This is a genomic window from Desulfoluna butyratoxydans (assembly GCF_900699765.1).
GTDB lineage: Bacteria > Desulfobacterota > Desulfobacteria > Desulfobacterales > Desulfolunaceae > Desulfoluna > Desulfoluna butyratoxydans.
In genome coordinates this window covers 156483-173093 of sequence record NZ_CAADHO010000012.1, presented here as the reverse complement: position 1 = coordinate 173093, position 16611 = coordinate 156483, and the positions used below count along the sequence as shown (strand labels likewise).

General features: G+C 54.7%; 13 protein-coding genes. 11 read left to right on the top strand and 2 right to left on the bottom strand.

Annotated features, from left to right (window positions below; all coding sequences use genetic code 11):
- From larC to MSL71_RS23570, 11 genes are all read left to right on the top strand, one after another.
- The gene (gene larC, locus MSL71_RS23620; protein WP_180146008.1) at positions 1-1191 is read left to right on the top strand and encodes a nickel pincer cofactor biosynthesis protein LarC; all 1191 of its coding nucleotides are present in this window, start codon (positions 1-3) and stop codon (positions 1189-1191) included.
- An 84-nt stretch (positions 1192-1275) separates the two neighbouring features.
- Complete coding sequence (locus MSL71_RS23615) at positions 1276-1752, top strand: phosphatidylglycerophosphatase A family protein (RefSeq protein ID WP_180146005.1); 477 nt, start codon at positions 1276-1278, stop codon at positions 1750-1752.
- 228 nt (positions 1753-1980) lie between these two features.
- Positions 1981-2460: an Lrp/AsnC family transcriptional regulator gene (locus MSL71_RS23610; RefSeq protein WP_180146003.1), complete on the top strand. Its 480-nt coding sequence runs from the start codon at positions 1981-1983 to the stop codon at positions 2458-2460.
- Between the two features lie 186 nt (positions 2461-2646).
- The gene (locus tag MSL71_RS23605; protein ID WP_180145999.1) at positions 2647-3462 is read left to right on the top strand and encodes a TrmB family transcriptional regulator; all 816 of its coding nucleotides are present in this window, start codon (positions 2647-2649) and stop codon (positions 3460-3462) included.
- Between the two features lie 42 nt (positions 3463-3504).
- Positions 3505-4380 carry a branched-chain-amino-acid transaminase gene (ilvE, locus tag MSL71_RS23600; protein ID WP_180145996.1) on the top strand — a complete coding sequence of 292 codons (876 nt, stop codon included), beginning with the start codon at positions 3505-3507 and terminating at the stop codon, positions 4378-4380.
- Positions 4381-4720: 340 nt separating this feature from the next.
- Positions 4721-6307, top strand: coding sequence for a type VI secretion system tube protein TssD (gene tssD / locus MSL71_RS23595; RefSeq protein WP_180145993.1), 1587 nt, complete (start codon positions 4721-4723; stop codon positions 6305-6307).
- Positions 6304-8256, top strand: a complete 1953-nt coding sequence (locus MSL71_RS23590) for a hypothetical protein (protein WP_218951125.1) — start codon at positions 6304-6306, stop codon at positions 8254-8256. Before tssD ends, MSL71_RS23590 begins: the two co-directional genes overlap by 4 nt.
- A gap of 2 nt (positions 8257-8258) precedes the next feature.
- A complete protein-coding gene (locus MSL71_RS23585) occupies positions 8259-8618 on the top strand; it encodes a hypothetical protein (protein ID WP_180145989.1) in 360 nt (119 codons plus the stop codon).
- 43 nt (positions 8619-8661) lie between these two features.
- The gene (locus MSL71_RS23580) at positions 8662-11301 is read left to right on the top strand and encodes a glycohydrolase toxin TNT-related protein (protein WP_180145985.1); all 2640 of its coding nucleotides are present in this window, start codon (positions 8662-8664) and stop codon (positions 11299-11301) included.
- A 12-nt stretch (positions 11302-11313) separates the two neighbouring features.
- Positions 11314-11550 (top strand): hypothetical protein, encoded by a 237-nt coding sequence (locus tag MSL71_RS23575; RefSeq protein ID WP_180145982.1) that lies wholly within the window; start codon positions 11314-11316, stop codon positions 11548-11550.
- Positions 11551-12329: 779 nt separating this feature from the next.
- Positions 12330-12983: a PEP-CTERM sorting domain-containing protein gene (locus MSL71_RS23570; RefSeq protein ID WP_180145979.1), complete on the top strand. Its 654-nt coding sequence runs from the start codon at positions 12330-12332 to the stop codon at positions 12981-12983.
- A gap of 89 nt (positions 12984-13072) precedes the next feature.
- Here MSL71_RS23570 and MSL71_RS23565 read toward each other — a convergent pair whose 3' ends face one another.
- Entirely contained in the window at positions 13073-15088 is a 2016-nt protein-coding gene (locus MSL71_RS23565; RefSeq protein WP_180145976.1) for a DUF1365 family protein, read from the bottom strand.
- Positions 15085-16353, bottom strand: a complete 1269-nt coding sequence (locus tag MSL71_RS23560) for an NAD(P)/FAD-dependent oxidoreductase (RefSeq protein ID WP_180145973.1) — start codon at positions 16351-16353, stop codon at positions 15085-15087. The genes MSL71_RS23565 and MSL71_RS23560 overlap by 4 nt, the downstream gene beginning before the upstream one ends.
- Positions 16354-16611: the final 258 nt, after the last annotated feature.

Genomic DNA, 16611 nt, shown 5'->3' with positions numbered 1-16611 from the left:
ATGCACCTTCACATGGACTGTTTTTCCGGCCTCAGCGGAGACATGGCCCTGGGCGCCCTCATGGACTTGGGGGTGCCGGTGGACTGGCTCAAGGAGCAGCTCACCCCGCTCCTTGAGGACCGGTTCGATATCACCTGCGAGCAGGTTCTCAAGCGGGGGATCCATGCTGTAAACGTGACGGTGCACGATCACAGCCACAGCCACCACCACGGAGACCATCACCACCATCACGCCCTGGATTACCGAAAAATCCGGACTCTCATCCAGGGTTCCCCTTTAAAGGATGCGGTAAAAGAGCGCGCCCTTTGCGTGTTCCACCGCATTGCCGTGGCCGAAGCCAAAATCCACGGCTGCGACATCGACACCGTGCACTTCCACGAAGTGGGGGGCATCGATGCCGTGGCAGACATTGTTGGCGTGATCCTGGCCCTGGATTACCTGGGCGTCACATCCGTCAGCTGCTCTCCCCTGCCCCTGGGAAGCGGCACGGTGACCTGCGCCCACGGCGAGCTTCCCGTGCCCGCCCCGGCCACCCTGGAGATCCTCAAAGGAATCCCCGTCTACGGAAACGACGCCGGATGTGAGGTCCTCACCCCCACGGGCGCGGCCCTGGCCGCCGAGCTGACCGACCACTTTGGCCCCATGCCCGAGCGGGTGATGGCTGCCGTGGGCTACGGGGCGGGAAAACGCGAGACCAAGGGCCTCCCCAACCTTGTACGCATGGTGCTGTGCGAGACGTCCGAATCCGCCGACACCGTGGTGGAACTCTCCTGCAACATCGATGACATGAGCCCGGAGATCCTCGGCCATGCCATGGAGACCCTGCTACATGCCGGGGCACTGGATGTCTGGTTCACGCCCATCCAGATGAAAAAAAACCGGCCCGCCAGCCAGCTTTCCTGCCTCTGCCGGGAAGAGGACCGAAAACACCTCACGGAAAAGATCCTTTCCGAGACCACCACCATCGGGGTCCGCTGGCAGCGCCTCAGCCGCACCACCCTGACCCGAAAGGCCATCACCCTGGCCTGTCCCTCCGGGGAGGTGGCCGCCAAAGAGGTGACGCTCCCGGGTGGTTCACGCCGGATCACCCCGGAATATGAAGCGTGCAAAGCCCTGGCCGAACAAAAGGGATGCTCCCTGGCTGAGATCTACACCGAAGCCTTGGGTGCAGCCCAGGCCCTGCTGAACTAAACGATGCCTCCGGCAGCCCTGCCGGGGGCCAGGCTTTAGATACGTTAGACAAACAGGTTATACAAACATCACAAAAGGACTGACATGATGCGGCTCTCTGACAAGCACATTCTCTTACTTGCCACGGGCTTCGGCTCCGGCAAAGCTCCCTTTTCCCCCGGAACCTTCGGCAGCGCCGCCGCCCTGCCCTTCTGCGTCCTGATCTGGCTCTCCGGCCTTGCCTTTGGTACGCCCTTTTCGTTTCTCCTCGTCACTGCCCTGGTGATCCTCTCTGTGGTGGTGGCCGAAGAGGCCGTGAAGCTCCTGGGGGAAAAAGACCCCTCCTGCGTGGTCATCGACGAATTTGCAGGCATGTTCGTCACCTTTGCAGGGGTTGCCCTTACCTGGAAAGTGGCCCTGGCCGGGTTCCTTCTTTTCCGCTTTTTCGACATCCTCAAGCCGGTTCCGGTGCGCACCCTGGAAAAACTCCTGCCCGGCGGCGCAGGGGTGGTCATGGACGATGTGGCCGCTGGTGTCATGGCCGGAATTGTGCTGCAAATCGGCATCCGGGTGCTCGGGTAAGCAGATGGAGGCAAAGAGGGCTGTTGCAGGAACGCGTTTTCAGCCTCGTCAACGGCCCTTGAAAGCCCGCGCTTTTTCAGCTTAAAAGGAACACTTAATTTGGCATTTCGAGGTGAATTCCATTCTGGTATGATGGGCGCAAGATACGGCTCTCCGGCGCCGACAACGACGCCTCTGTAAAACCATACGAACCGGTGGAAACCACCCTTTCCGCCCAAAGGACCGACCATGAAATCACAACTCGACGCCACGGATCGCACCCTGATCAAACAGCTCAGCCTCGACGGCCGCATGCCGGTGAACAAGCTTGTGGAGCACTTGGGCGTCACCCCCCCCACCCTCTACTCGAGGATGAAGCGTATGCTCAGCTCCGGGGTTCTCAAGATTGCCGGGCTCATCGATATTTTTAAAACCGAAGACCTCATCATGGCCATTGTGGCGTTCAAGATCGTCGACGGCACCAAACTTGAAGAGAGGCTGGAGCAGATCTCCAAACTCAAACAGGTCCACTCGGCCATGGTGGTCACGGGACGCTTCGACATCTTCATCGAGGTGGTGGTCCCGGAAATGCCCGCCCTTTATGAGTTCATGACCAAGGACCTTCCCGCCTTAGGGGACATCGAGTCCTGCGAATCCTTTGTGGTGATGAAGGCCAAGAACAAATGGGTCCTTCCCAAAAGCACCAATGACTGGTTTGACCAAGTGTGAATCCTTCGGACCAACACGACGGGAGCAAGGCGGATCGTTTGACACGATCCGCCTTTTTTTGTGCCTCAAATCCCTTCCGGTGCCCGAAACCCAGGGCCCAGCCCCCCATCTCCTGAATGATTCACCCTGCGGGCGTCCTCATTTTTCCGTTGACAGACAAGGCCCTTCGGCGCAATATTAACTACTATGGTAGTTAACAATATTATCCCACAAATCACGGCCCTGGGATTTTCCGAATACGAAGCCAAGGCCTACGTGCACCTTCTGGCGGTGCAACCGGCCTCTGCGTATGAACTCTCCCAGGCATCAGGCATTCCGTCATCCAAGATCTATGAGATCCTGGGGCGCCTTGTGGAAAAACGCGTTGTCTTTGTGGAAGGCGAAGGACGCAAGAAAAAATACGTGGGCACACCGCCCGAGGAGTTCGTGGAGAGCAGGCGCCGCTTTTTCCACCGAACCTTCGACACCCTTGAAGAGGGCCTTAAGCAGCTCTCGGTCAAGGCCGATGACGTCTCCTTCATCTGGAACATCACAGAGTACGACGTGCTCATCGACAAGGCCGAGCGGATGATCGAAGGCGCCAAAGAGAGTCTGCTGCTCTCCACATGGCCCGACGAAGCGGCCACTCTGGAGCCTGCCCTGTCCCAGGCCGAAGCCCGGGGGGTCCGCATTGCCACGGTCCACTTCGGAGAGATTAAAACAGCGGCGGGCCGCATCTTCGAGCACCCCATCGAAGACACCCTCTTTGAAGAGAAAGGGGGGCGGGGCTTTGTGCTGGTGACAGACGCCACGGCGGCCATCGTGGCCACCATCACCAACACCAACCGCGTGGAGGGGGCATGGAGCCTCAACCAGGGGTTCATCACCCTGGCCGAGGACTACATCAAACACGACATCTACATCATGAAGATCGTCCGCCGCTTCGACGGCCTTCTACATGACACCTTCGGAGACCGCTATCACCACCTGCGGGATATATTCAACGACACCGATCTGGCGTAACACGTTTCAAAAAACACCCAACGGGAAACCAAGGAGACTTCCATGCAGATATACATCGACGGCAACTGGGTTGGAAAAGAGGACGCAAAAATCTCGGTCTTTGACCATGGGCTTCTTTACGGAGACGGGGTTTTCGAAGGCATTCGCATTTACAACGGAACCATCTTCCGATTAAAGGAGCACGTGCGCAGACTCTACGACAGCGCGCGGGCCACTCTGCTCACCATCCCCATGAGCGAAGAAGAGATGGCAGAGCTGTTGCTTGAAGCCGTGGCTAAAAATGAAAAAACCGACGGGTACATCCGCCTGGTGATTACCCGGGGGGTGGGCGACCTCGGCATCAACCCGGCTACCTGTCCTGAGGCGTCGGTCATTGTCATCGTGGACGACATCAGCCTCTACCCTGAAGAGCATTACACCAGGGGAATCAAGGTAATCACCGCCTCCACCCGCCGAAACAGCCCGGACGCCGTGGACCCGAGGATCAAATCCCTGAACTACCTCAACAACATCATGGCCAAGCTGGAGGCCCAGCAGGCCGGGTGCCTGGAGGCGATCCTCCTCAACCGCGAGGGCAAGGTGGCAGAATGCACCGGGGACAACATCTTCTACATCCGGGACGGGGTACTCCTGACCCCTGCTTCCGATCAGGGAGCCCTCAAGGGCATCACCCGGGACGCCGTCATCGAGGCAGCCGAAGGCATCGGCATGGAGACACGGGCAACCCCGTCCACCCTGTACGATCTCTACACTGCCGATGAGTGCTTCCTTACGGGAACCGCCGCTGAGATGATCCCCGTCACCACCATCGACGGCCGGACCATCGGAACCGGCACCCCCGGCCCCGATACGGCCAGGGTTCGGGAAGCTTTCCAGGCTCTGATAAAAAATGAGGAACAGACCGCCGCCAAAAAATAGCTTACCACTTCGAACAGCCCGGCTTTTCCCTTGGAATAGCCGGGCATTATAATGCCCTCCCTGCGACTTCATCAATTTCTCACAAAACACCCGAGACAAGACGAATAGCTGTCTATTCCATGGCTATCAGAGCCAAGAATTCAAAAGAGAATTATCTACATTTCCGAACCATTAGCGATGCGCATTGGTTTTAACACGTCCATAATTCACTTGACATATAACTACACCTGTAGTTGTGTTGTCGACGAAATATAAATAACTTCCAAACTTATAGTATTCCCCCCTTCGTATTTTTGAAATTTTCGCGAATATATTCATTCGGATGCCGGAGAACTCTCCAATGCCTCTCCCGTTTATTGTTGAGATAACCAGTCAATCGACCGGTAAAATAAAGGGCTCGAGTCAAATGTACGGCCTGAGCGCTGTGGTACTCGCTTACAGTTTTGAGCATCGTGTCCATGTCTCACGCGATAATCCGGATGGTGATGACGGCGGGTTGCGATTCCACGATCCTCTGACCATTTGCAAGGAGATTGACAAATCCAGCCCTGTTCTCTACCAGCACTTAGTGACCGGTGGCTTGCTTTCCGATGTAACCATGCGATTTTATAAATATGGACCCGGTGGCAAAGAAATCAATTATCACACCATCGTACTGGAAGATGCCATCATCACAGATGTCTCCCCTGAAATGAAGTTGACCTTTCTCCGGGAGAATGAGCGATATCGGCATATGGAGTATGTCTCTTTTTCATACCGGACCATTCGCTGGGTGGATGAACTCGGCCTGACAGAAACATCGGATTCGAAAAAACTGCTCCATGACCCGGAAGAGGAATCTGAATTGCTTTCCGGGGCGGCCCTGCCTCCCAGTGTTGAAGACCCGGGGACATTCAATCTTATGTTTGTGGACCACGACACCATGGAGGTCGTCGGCAATGTAAACGCAAAAATTACTCACCCGGACGGGAAATCCCAGAATGTGCTCTCTTCACGAAACGGCAGCTACTGCTTGAAGGATGTTCAAAAAGGGCGCTACACCCTGGCAGGGTTCAGTGGCAAGAATCCTGCCGCCTGGATAGGGAACAGCTATTCACTTGAGAAAGTGGATCAGCCCCGTGCCGGTGAGTTGGAAAAATTGAAGCCCTCCGGCGGGAAGGGTAACCAAAGCAGGCATCACTCCGCGTTCAAGCATTTATGTAAAATCAAAGCTCACCAGGTTCAAAAGGGTGAACTTTTCAGCAGTGTGGCAAAAAAACATGGCTTCTCTTTGGAAGAGTTGGCTTTTTTCAACTGGGGCTCCAAAGACAAGCAAAGGATTCCTGAGCAGCAACAGTTGAGATTCACGTGTGGAGAGCTGGCTCCCTCAGGGGAAGAATACTATCTGAACGAAGGAACGATCTATATTCCCGACCCCGTCGAGAAAACGGGCCTTTCCACGAGCACTCAGCACGTGGCCTTTTTGAAGAAGGCCGGGCAACGGGATGTAAAGGCCAGGCTCCTGACAAGTGCAAACCATCCGATTCCCAATGTAGAGGCGACCCTCACCCTGGGGGATGACTCCTCTGTGACGGCCATCTCCGATGAAGACGGCGTGGCTCTGTTTACAGGCGTTCCTTCCGACCTTGAGGGCGAAATCACCTATGCCGACGAGGGGGATCTCATGGCAAAAAGCCATGCTGCAAACATGCATGCTGCCATCAAGGGGGCAGACATGGAGAGCCTGATGTGCCTGCTGCAAAGCGCGGTGGATTTCAGCGCTGTCCGCGCGGCATACCAAGAGAATTACAAAGGCGATGCAGGCGAGGCGATACGAGGAGCCTTCAGTTCCGACACCCAAAAAGATGTGGTTGATTTTTTACTTGTGAAGACAGGCCTGGCTGATGATGGCACGCTCACACTCTACGAGGAGACGCAACCGGCATGAGCAACCCCCAATTCAAAATCGTCTCTTACCCTGATTTTCAGTGCATCTCCCCCGGTGCCATGGTGTCGTACCATGCTGAGCTTGTGGACCCCGAAAGCGGCCCGGTTCCCGAAGGCACCACCTTCAGATGGGTTTGTTTCAACGACCCCACCACGCTGCGCAAGTATGGCTCCCATATCTTCAATGGCCCCAAAACCCAGAATTGGGAAACGGCGCGATGGGTGGTGGCGGGCCGTCACACCATTGCCCTGTACGTCACCCACCCGGACGGCACAAAAGATGTTTACGAACGCAGGCAGTGGGTGGATTCGGCCTCACACATCCTGGGCCGGGAGTTTGATCCCAGCTCAAACGACGGGGAGCCGGGGCCGTTTCAGGTGTTGCGGCACCGAGAGATGACCCTGAAGGTCCTCCTTGACATTGCCAGGGTAAAACCGCCCCCGGAGGAGAAACGGGAGGCCCATGAAAAGCAGGTGGAAGAATATGAGTCGTACATCGGGCATTTAAGCACACACCTTGAAGGGCTTGAGGGCAAAGAAAGCCTGGCTGTGGATGCCATGCACATGGCTGAGAGGAGCTCTCAGCGGACCCGGTTGCTGGTTCACCTGGTCAACACAACGGGGGATGACGGGGTGCCGTCCTGGACGCTGGTTGACTGGACCAACCCCATGTACAAATTCACCACAGGGCGCTACGAGGGCAGCGGCGAGACCCACGAGGAGGCCATCCGAAACCTTTTGGATGACTGGAAAACCAAGAACAGGTATCCCATCGGGGTCCTCTCCTATGAGTTCAAGGTTCCCAACCACGGTGTGTCCCTTTCCGGAGAGATGGAAACCGACGGCAAATCTTTTCTGGATGCGGTTTCGAGCTGGCTTGATTACGTGGCCCTCGGGGGCGCCGTCGTTGCCGGTGTGGCTACCCTGGTACTTCCGGTGCCGGGATCCCGCGTGGTCTCCGCCGCCATCTGGGCATCCATTTTCACCAGCACCACCGCTGCCACCATCAACATTGCCCAGCGGCACAGCGAGGGGTTTGGCAACTGGAAAGAGGACGCATTTGACGGCCTTTCCATTGTGGGCAACCTTTTTGCCGGGGCTGGTATGGCGTGGAAAGCGGGGGCGAGGGTCTCATCGGTTTCCCTTGGCGCCACAAAAACCTTTTTAATCGGCCAGGTCTCAACAGACGGGCTTCAGGGGATCCTGCTGGGAGAAGAGTTCTACAACGATTATCAAACCGTCATGGACGATGACACCCTTTCTCCTGACGAGCGCCTGAACAGGATCATGGAGGTGCTTCGCTCTGCGGGCATAGCCGCCATGGTTACCTATGTGTCCATGAAGGGGACAAAAGCCGATATCGATAACCTCAAGGCCAACAAGACGCGGCTTACCAAAGCGGATATTGAAAATTCCGAGACGCATATTAATCTTGATGAGCCTGTCTCTTCGGTACCTGTCAAGCGGCAGGAGGTTACAGTTGAAACACTTGTTGAAATTGAGCCGGGAAGTAAACCATTAGGAAATGAGGATTCTTTACCTGTTTCAAGATTGAAACAGATAGATAGTGATGATATTGATAGTTTTATACCAAAAAGAATAGCAAATATTGAGGATGGTAAGTTTGATTATCTTTTTGGCCGGGTTAAGGGCTCAAAAAATGCAATACATAATAAACCTCGATCAAATCAGAATGCAATGCAGATGAAACGTCTAGGTATACCCGATACAAAGTCAGGGCATGAAATACTAAGAAACCATTTAAGAAATACACTTGAGCATGATGACAATATTATGCGAAGTTTTCAAAATAAATTTGGCACATATGAAGTACGTGAATCCTTGTTTGCTGGACCATCAGGCAAATTTTCAAAATTCGAGTCGACATGGGAGGTTGTTCCCGATGGTAGTCGACGCCTTACGACTATTATTCCATATGGAGGACAATAAGAGTGGACGTAAATAACTGTACAGATATTCCTGATGAAATTGAATTGTTGGAATTTTTTGAATCAGAACCTATAGAGTCATATCCTAATGACGGGTTTTGGAGCTATGAACGAGGCGATATTAATGGAGCCTTATTAAGGCTGTCGTTCAATATTATAGAGAAATCAATTCAGTCAAGCCTTTATCTAAATGGAGATGAGGTTATGAGTGTTTCATATGAAGGCGTAAATAAAATTGATATTATTGAAGAAAAAGGAGTGAAGATACTTAAGTGTGAGTGTGGATCTTTGATAAGCAAAACTACTCTCAAAGTATTTTTTGAACCAAAATTGTATATTGAATGGCAGTCTTTGGGGGCATAAGATTTTAGAAGTTCTATCATTATTGTATTAATCAAGTTGCTCGTTGCCGGCGCCAGACGCCCGGTGCGTTCACACCTTCGGGGACGACCGTCTCTACGAGTATTGGTTTGAGTACTCAGAATCCGGTGACCGGACCCGCATCACCAACTCCCTGAATCACACCGAAGTATTCGAGTATGACGAAAACAGCCGGCCGGTAAAGGTCTACGACCACGAAGGCCGCCTGACCACCTACGAGTACGACTCGAAGGGGCGTCCCATCGCCATCACGGAGCCGTCCGGTAACCGCACAGAGTATCTCTACGACGGCCACGGCAACCTGCTGGAGGTGACGCGGCCGGACCGAACCCGGGTGTGCATTGCCTACGATTCAAATCACAACCCGGTTGCAATAACCGATCCCAACCACAACACCTGGAGGCAGGCCTGGGACGAGAATAACCAGCTCATCCCCCGCACAAGCCCCTACGGCGCAACCACCCGCTACCAGTACAACGATCACGGCGACCTGACCTCCGTCACCGACCCCAAAGGCGCGGTGACCCGGTTCCAACCCGATGAGAATGGTCACATCACGGGCATTGTCGACCCTTCGGGTAAAACCATCGGCCTTGAGATGGACCCGTACGGCAATGTCATCTCGTCCACGGACCCGTCAGGCCGGACCACCACCTACACCTATGACGTAAAGTCCCGGCTGATCGGCAGCGTCAAGCCGTCCGGCGACACCATCGCGTGCAGGTATGATGATGAAGACAACCTGATCGAGTACACGGACGAAGCCGGGTTGATCACCCGGTTTGAATACACCGGGTTGAACAAGGTGGCCCGTCGGATCAACCCGGACGGCACCACCATCGGCTACACCTACGACACGGAAGACCGGCTCACCGGGTTGACCAACGAAGTCGGCGAGTCCTTTGTCTTCAGGCGGGACCATGCCGGGCGCATCATCGAAGAGATCGATTATTACGGAAACAGGCGCGCCTACGGATACGACAGCGCGGGCAACCTTGCGCTCACCATCGATCCCCTGAACCGTAAAACCGAGTTTAAATTTGACCCCCTCGGACGCCTTACGGCCAAAAAGCGGTACGACGGAACCCTTGAATCCTTTGGGTATGATCCCAACGGGAACCTGACGTTCCACGAGAATGAGACCGCTTCGGTCTCCCGGCTCTTCGATTCTGAAAACCGGGTGGTCATGGAGTCCCGCGGAGAGCATCAGGTCATCAACGAATACGACCTGAGCGGGAACCGGGTGCGTCGGCGCACCTCCCACGGCAACGACATCCAGTTCGAATACGACCAGCTGAGCAACCCCACCCGGGTCAGCATCAACAACGACGCGTATGTGGAGATCGCACGGGATGCCGCAGGCCTCCCCGTCAAAGAGACGTTCTCCACCGGCATGGAACGGGAATACCGGCACAACACCGATGGACTTCTGACAAACCAGCGCATCCTGGGTCAAAACGGCCTTGCCATTGAGAGGACCTACGAATACGACCCCGCTGGCAACCTCACTTCCCGGACAGATTCGACAAAGGGAAGCAGCTACTTCACCTACAACCCCCAGGGCCAGATCACCAAGGCCATCAACCCCGAACAAAAAATAGAAGAGTTCCTCTTCGATCCCGCCGGGAACCTGTTCAAAGAGAGAAAAAACGAGAAAACCGGCGGCAGGCACCTTGCCTACCCGGGGATAGAGGATCACCTCGACCCCGCCGGGAACCTCGTTAAGCGCAACGACAAGAACGGCACCACGACCTTTGAGTGGGATGCCGCCGAACGACTGATTTCTGCCACCACACCTGACGGCGTCAAGACAGAGATGACCTATGACGCCGCCTGCCGAAGACTCTCCAAAACCACCGGAGAAACCACCACCACGTTCACCTGGGACGGCGACCACCTGCTCTCCGACAATGTCGGCGGCAACAACCCGAGAGAGTTTGTCTTTTACCCCGGTACCTTTATACCCCTGGCCTTCATTGACAAAGACCGGCATGTTTTTTACGTTCATAACGACGCCGTTGGTCTCCCACAGGAAATCACCGACGCCCACGGAAACATAGCCTGGTCGGCGCGCTACGACAGCTTGGGCACCATCGAAAAGCTTTATGCGAACGACATCGACAACCCTCTTCGGTTCCAGGGGCAGTATTACGACGAAGAGATAGGTCTTTCATACAATCGGCATCGATATTTTGATGCAAAAACAGGCTCGTTCATAAGCAGGGACCCTCTTGGGCTGGAAGCGGGGACGAACCTTTATCGGTATGCTCCGAATGTGTGGGGATGGATTGACCCGTTGGGGTTGTGTGGAGAGGTGGGTAATGAAGTACCGGCAACAAAGGCTCTCACTTCTCCTTGGCCTCCTAATCGCGGTTTTTTTGGAAAGCCAAAAAACCAGACACTTAATCCCGGTACTGTGATTGATAGGTATGGTTATGAAGGTGGTAGTTTTGTATCGCCAAAAGGAGTTCCTTTTAAGAATCGTGCATTACACCCAACATCGGCTTCTAAGCCTTATAATGTATATGAAGTTATAAAACCAATTGATGTTCAAGCTGGTTATGTAGCCCCATGGTTTGGGGAGCCAGGAATGGGTGTTCAATACGAGTTGCCATCATCTGTTGCAGATTTAATTGAACAAGGAATAATAAGACGAATACCATAAGAGAGGCTTGGAATGAATCTTAGCGAGCTACAAATAAAACTAAATGAACTTATGATTAACCCCGATGCATACTCTTTAAAGGGGGATGCATGTGATGAATGTTATGTAATATCGTGTGATGGACCTGGGACGTGGGTTGTTTATTACAGTGAGCGGGGGTTAAGGTCATCATGCAAGACCTTTAAGAGTGAGAGTGATGCATGTAAGGAGTTTTTAAAAAGATTAAAAAAAGATCCAACAGTATTATAAAAGGGTGTTAAAAAGTCGCCTTCCGGCTTGAGCTCAAACGATAAGGGGACAGGCTCTCAATGCCACGGCGGGCGGACACCGGCGGATGCGTACCTCGCCATGGACGATGCCGGGCTGGCCACCTTGTTCCGACCGGTCTCCCGGAGGGTCCGTGTTTCAATACCTCCGGGATTCAAGGCGCGTCACAGATGAGCCCAGCGGGGCCGAGCTCTTCTGGGAAGAGTGGGTATTACAAAGCCCAAACCAAAGGTGGCTTGACCTACAGCTTTCCCCAGGTAGAGCAGTCAGCTTTTCCTGTGTTTCTTGAGCGTATTTCAGACAAGCACAGCAGCCAGGTCCGGTTTGAACGGGATACCAATGGGCTCACCGGTGTTTCCCTCAGTTCAGGCCAGAACTGATAAAGGCCCAGACTCTCCAGGGCAAAATCAAGTGCCTCTACATTATTCAACCCTACCAGACCAACAGGGCGTAGTGTTACCTCGCTTCCCTCTATCCGCTCCATTACCCACCACATTATGTAACCCGTTACACAGGCGTCTTTCTCCCAGGAGATAACCATTCCTGATCATGGCCATTTCACATCCACGATCCGTGGCATATATTTTGCTATATTGCTTTACAAATGAGTCAATCTACAGGCCTTCCATACATAACAAGGAAGGCCTTGATCATTTACTACCCAATGCCTGAAGCGGAACACTGACAAACACTAAAAACCATTCACGGACAAGGGAGCTCGAATGCCCCTTGCCCGTGGACACATGAAGGGACCAGACCCAATGAACAGATCGATCCGGATTTTATGCTTCATCTTTTCCATGCTGCTGACCTGCGGCTCCGCCTTGGCGACACCGTACACCTTTGAGATGGGAGACTCCTCCTCCATCGACGTCTCCAAAACCACCCAGGGGTTGTCCATGTGGGCCGAAATCTACCAATCGGTTTCATCCCAGGCTTTTTTACTGGACCCGGGAGAATCCTTCAGCTTCAAGTTTGCACACATGGGAACACACGAGAGCTGGATCAATGAGGACGACCTCAAGGCCATGGAGGTCACGGCATACATGGATTTTGACCTCCCGGACATCACCCAGGATATATCCGGAGAATCCACCGGGTTTTCGGGAAAATTCGAGTTCAATCAGGGCTGGCAGGTCATCTGGGATGATCCTGTGTATGTGGACTTCGGAAACGGGGGACGATTTTCCATTGAACTGAGCGACGCCACGTTTTCAAGCTCCATGTGGACTGGCCCCCACGGCCCCTGCTGGAGCGAAGGCGACGCCGACATCTTTGCCACGGTCACCCTGGAAACGACCCCTTCTCCGGCACCCGCCCCGGTTCCCGAACCGACCACCGCTGTTCTCCTCGGCCTCGGAGTGGGCCTCCTGGGGATAACCCGGCTTAAAAGAAAAAAAGCGTCCGATAGCTGATGCCTTTACTGGTTGCAAGGACACCGTAAAAAAAGCCTCCGGCAAAAATGCCGGAGGCTTTTTTTGTTTGTGTGGCTTTGCAACCATGCCTACCCCGTGCCCGCGCCTCCCGGCCGATTCAACACCAGCTGCAGGTTGGCCAGAGATCGTTCGGCAAACTGGGCTTCACAGCAGGCAAGATAGAAGAGCCACTTGCGCTTGAACACCTCATCGAACCCTAAGGCGGCAAGCTTGTCTGCGTTGGCAAGGAAGCGCTCCCGCCAGGCATTGAGGGTCCGGGCATAGTGTGGGCCAATGTTCTCAAGGTGCTCCACGATGAGCCGTGACGACCGGGTCATGGCCCGGGAGAGCACGGAAAGGGACGGCAGGTGACCTCCGGGGAAGACATGGCGCTGGATCCAGTCCTCATGGGTCCGATACGCATCATAGCGCTGGTCCGGCACGGTAATCACCTGGAGCACCACGAGGCCCTCCGGTGTCAACAGCCTGTCGCACTGCCGAAAAAAAGTCCCTAAGTACCTGTGGCCGACGGCCTCCAACATCTCAATGGAGACAACCCTGTCAAACGTCCCGGACATGTTCCTATAGTCTTTGATGAGCAGGGTGATGCGATCCTCCAACCCCTCTTCCCTGACCTTCTGAAGGGCAAAGGCGTGCTGAGCTTCGGACAGGGTAATCCCCGTGACCCGGCACCCGGTGCGCTTCACAGCCTCCACCGCAAAGGAACCCCACCCGAAGCCAATCTCCAGCACATGGTGATCCCGTGAAATCCGGGCTTTATCGATCAGATGGTGCAGCTTGCTCATCTGGGCTGCTTCAAGGGTCTCACCCGGATCGCCGTGGAGGGCCGCGGAATAAGTCATGGTCTCGTCTAAAAACAGGGCAAAAAAATCGTTGCTCAGGTCGTAATGTTTTCGGATGTTCCGTTGGCTGCCCGTCAGGGTATTGTGGCGAGCCCGATCCAGCAAACGCCCCATGCCATGGGCCAGCCAGGCCAGGGGCAATTGGGAATCCGTTGCCGTATCCATGTTGCGGATAAGGATCCGAATCAGATCCGCCGGGTTTTCACTTGTCCACATCCCCTCCATGAAACTCTCCCCAAAACCGATATCGCTGCCGAGGACCACCCGCGGATAAAACCGGGGATCTGCGATGGACAGATCGGCCTGAAGCGGGGAGGATGTATCGCCATACACCCTTTGGGCGCCTCCCGCCCTGCCCTTCAAAGCACCCGGAAAACGAACCGTTACACACCCGTTTCCGATACGGTGAAGCAACCCCAGCACCTGTTTTTCACAAAGGCGTTCCAGAATCGTCCCCCCCCTGTGCCGGATGGTCATGGGGCTTTTGGGAACGGGACGATCGAACACAGGCAACTTCTTCCCGGCAAACAGACGCAGGGCCTCCCTTAAGATGCGCGGGACGGTTTTCCACGGCATCACGGGACGCGAGACCAGGGTCCGCAACTGATTTTTCTGCGTCAGGGGGATGCTCTCTCCCTTGAGGGAAGCAGACAACACCTTGTCCCCGTCACGCATCAGGTGGATACGGATAGACAGCTTTCCATCGGGTGAGGAGATGTAAAACCGGTAGGTTCCTTCCATATTATTAAAAGGAGAGACATGAAAAGCCTTGGGAGCCGTGTACTCCACCGGAAAGCCCGATGCGGGACCGGCGGCCACCTGCTCGTCTTTACTCAGCAGGTACAAATGCCTGTCCCCGAAGGTGTTGTTGACTTCGGCCACGATACACACAGGCCGACGGTCTTCAGCAAGGCAGTAATAAAAACTCACGGGATTGAACACGCGATTAAAGTAACTTGGGGAGGTGATGAGCATGACATGCCGAACCGTGTCATGGCAGCCTTTCTCCCTAAGGTAGCGATAAAGCTTCTCCTTGATGCTCCCGGGCCCATTATCCAGATACCTGGCATCGTATAGGGATACCGGGCGAAGACGGTTGTACCCGAAAAAGGGCAAGCGGCGATCAAGGGCCTCCAACTCATCAAGATCAAAACAGTACAGATACACCGGATACCGGAATCGATGCTCTACTGGTTTCAGGCGAGCATGCTCGACAACTCCCTTGATGATGCATGAATTCACAGTGCCCCTCCCAGCTCAGCGGCCACATCCACCGCTGACCGAACAGCGTCCTCGTGAAAACCATACCCAAAGTAGCTTCCGCAAAAATAGGTATCACGCTTTCCGTTTAATGCCTTGAGCCCCTCCTGGGTGGCCACCGACTCAAAAGTAAACAGCGGATGATCGTAGAGCAGCTCCCGGTGGACGGATGAGGCCGGAATCTCCTTTGCAGGGTTCAGGGTGACGCACCAGGTCTCGCGGGTCTTCAGGTGCTGCAACCGGTTCATGAAGTATGTGACGGTAATGGGCTCTCCCTGTCCGGAGCCCGCCTCACGGATATAGTTCCAGGATGCCCGGGCCCTGGCCCGCGACGGGAGCAGGGAGGCATCGGTATGGAGAATCACCCGGTTGGAGGCATAGCGCCAGGGTGAAAGCAGTCGGGTCTCCTCGTCGGACGGATCCTCCAGCATCCTGAAGGCTTCATCCGCATGGGCAGCCACCACCACCCGGTCAAAGGTCTCCGGGTGCGCCCCTTCCGCCGTGACCATCACACCTGATTCCGTCCGCCGAATACCCGTGACGGGCGTCCCCTCCACCACCCTTCCATTAAATCCGTTCAAAAACGCTTTCACATAGCTGTGGCTGCCCCCGGCCACCACCGACCACTGAGGGTGCTCGGTCAAGGTCAGCAACCCGTGGTTCTCGTAAAACCTCGCAAAGGTCTCCATGGGAAACTCGGCCATCTGCGCATCCGGGGCTGACCAGATCGCTGCAGCCATGGGCAGAACAAAGCGATCGACCACCTCACGACTGACCCCTTCCCCCGCCAGGTACTCCCCGAGGGTAACACCTGCAAGGCGCCCATCTGCCAGGTCCTTTCGTATGGCCTGCATCAGAGCACGCACGCTCCATAAAAATCGCCAGAACGATGGCCTCAACACATTTTCTCGCTGAGCAAACAGGGTGTTGAGGCTGGTAGAGGCATACTCCAGCCCCGTACGTCGACAGGTATAGCTGAAAGACATGTCCGTCTCAACAAGGGGCACCTTGAGACGGGAAAGGAGCTTTGTGAACAGCGGGTACGTCCTGTTGTTCATCACGATAAAACCTGTGTCGACGGGAGTTCCGGCGTCGGGTCCCCGGTCGATCACCACCGTATGGGTGTGACCGCCGATATACCCGTTCCTTTCATAAAGGGTTACCTTGTGGTGGTCTTGCAACAGGCAGGCCGCTGTGATCCCGGACACACCGGCACCTATGACGGCAATGTTGAGTGGAGGATTCATGGGCGGGTCCTTTCTCGAAGGCGAAGGAAAAGTTGAATAATTCTAAATCACTGCCATCAAAAATGCAACAACTGGAAAAGCAGAAGCCCGCCCCGGCACCTTGCCCCTTCCAACCCGAGATGCCCTTGAAGTTACGTCAAAGATTTACTTTTCTAGTTTTACTGTATATAGCCATATACAGAGGCGCTTTAGGGGTCGCTGGCCACCGGATAGAGGTTTACCGGTGATGCCCCGAACCCCGGCAGAAGGAAAGCTCGC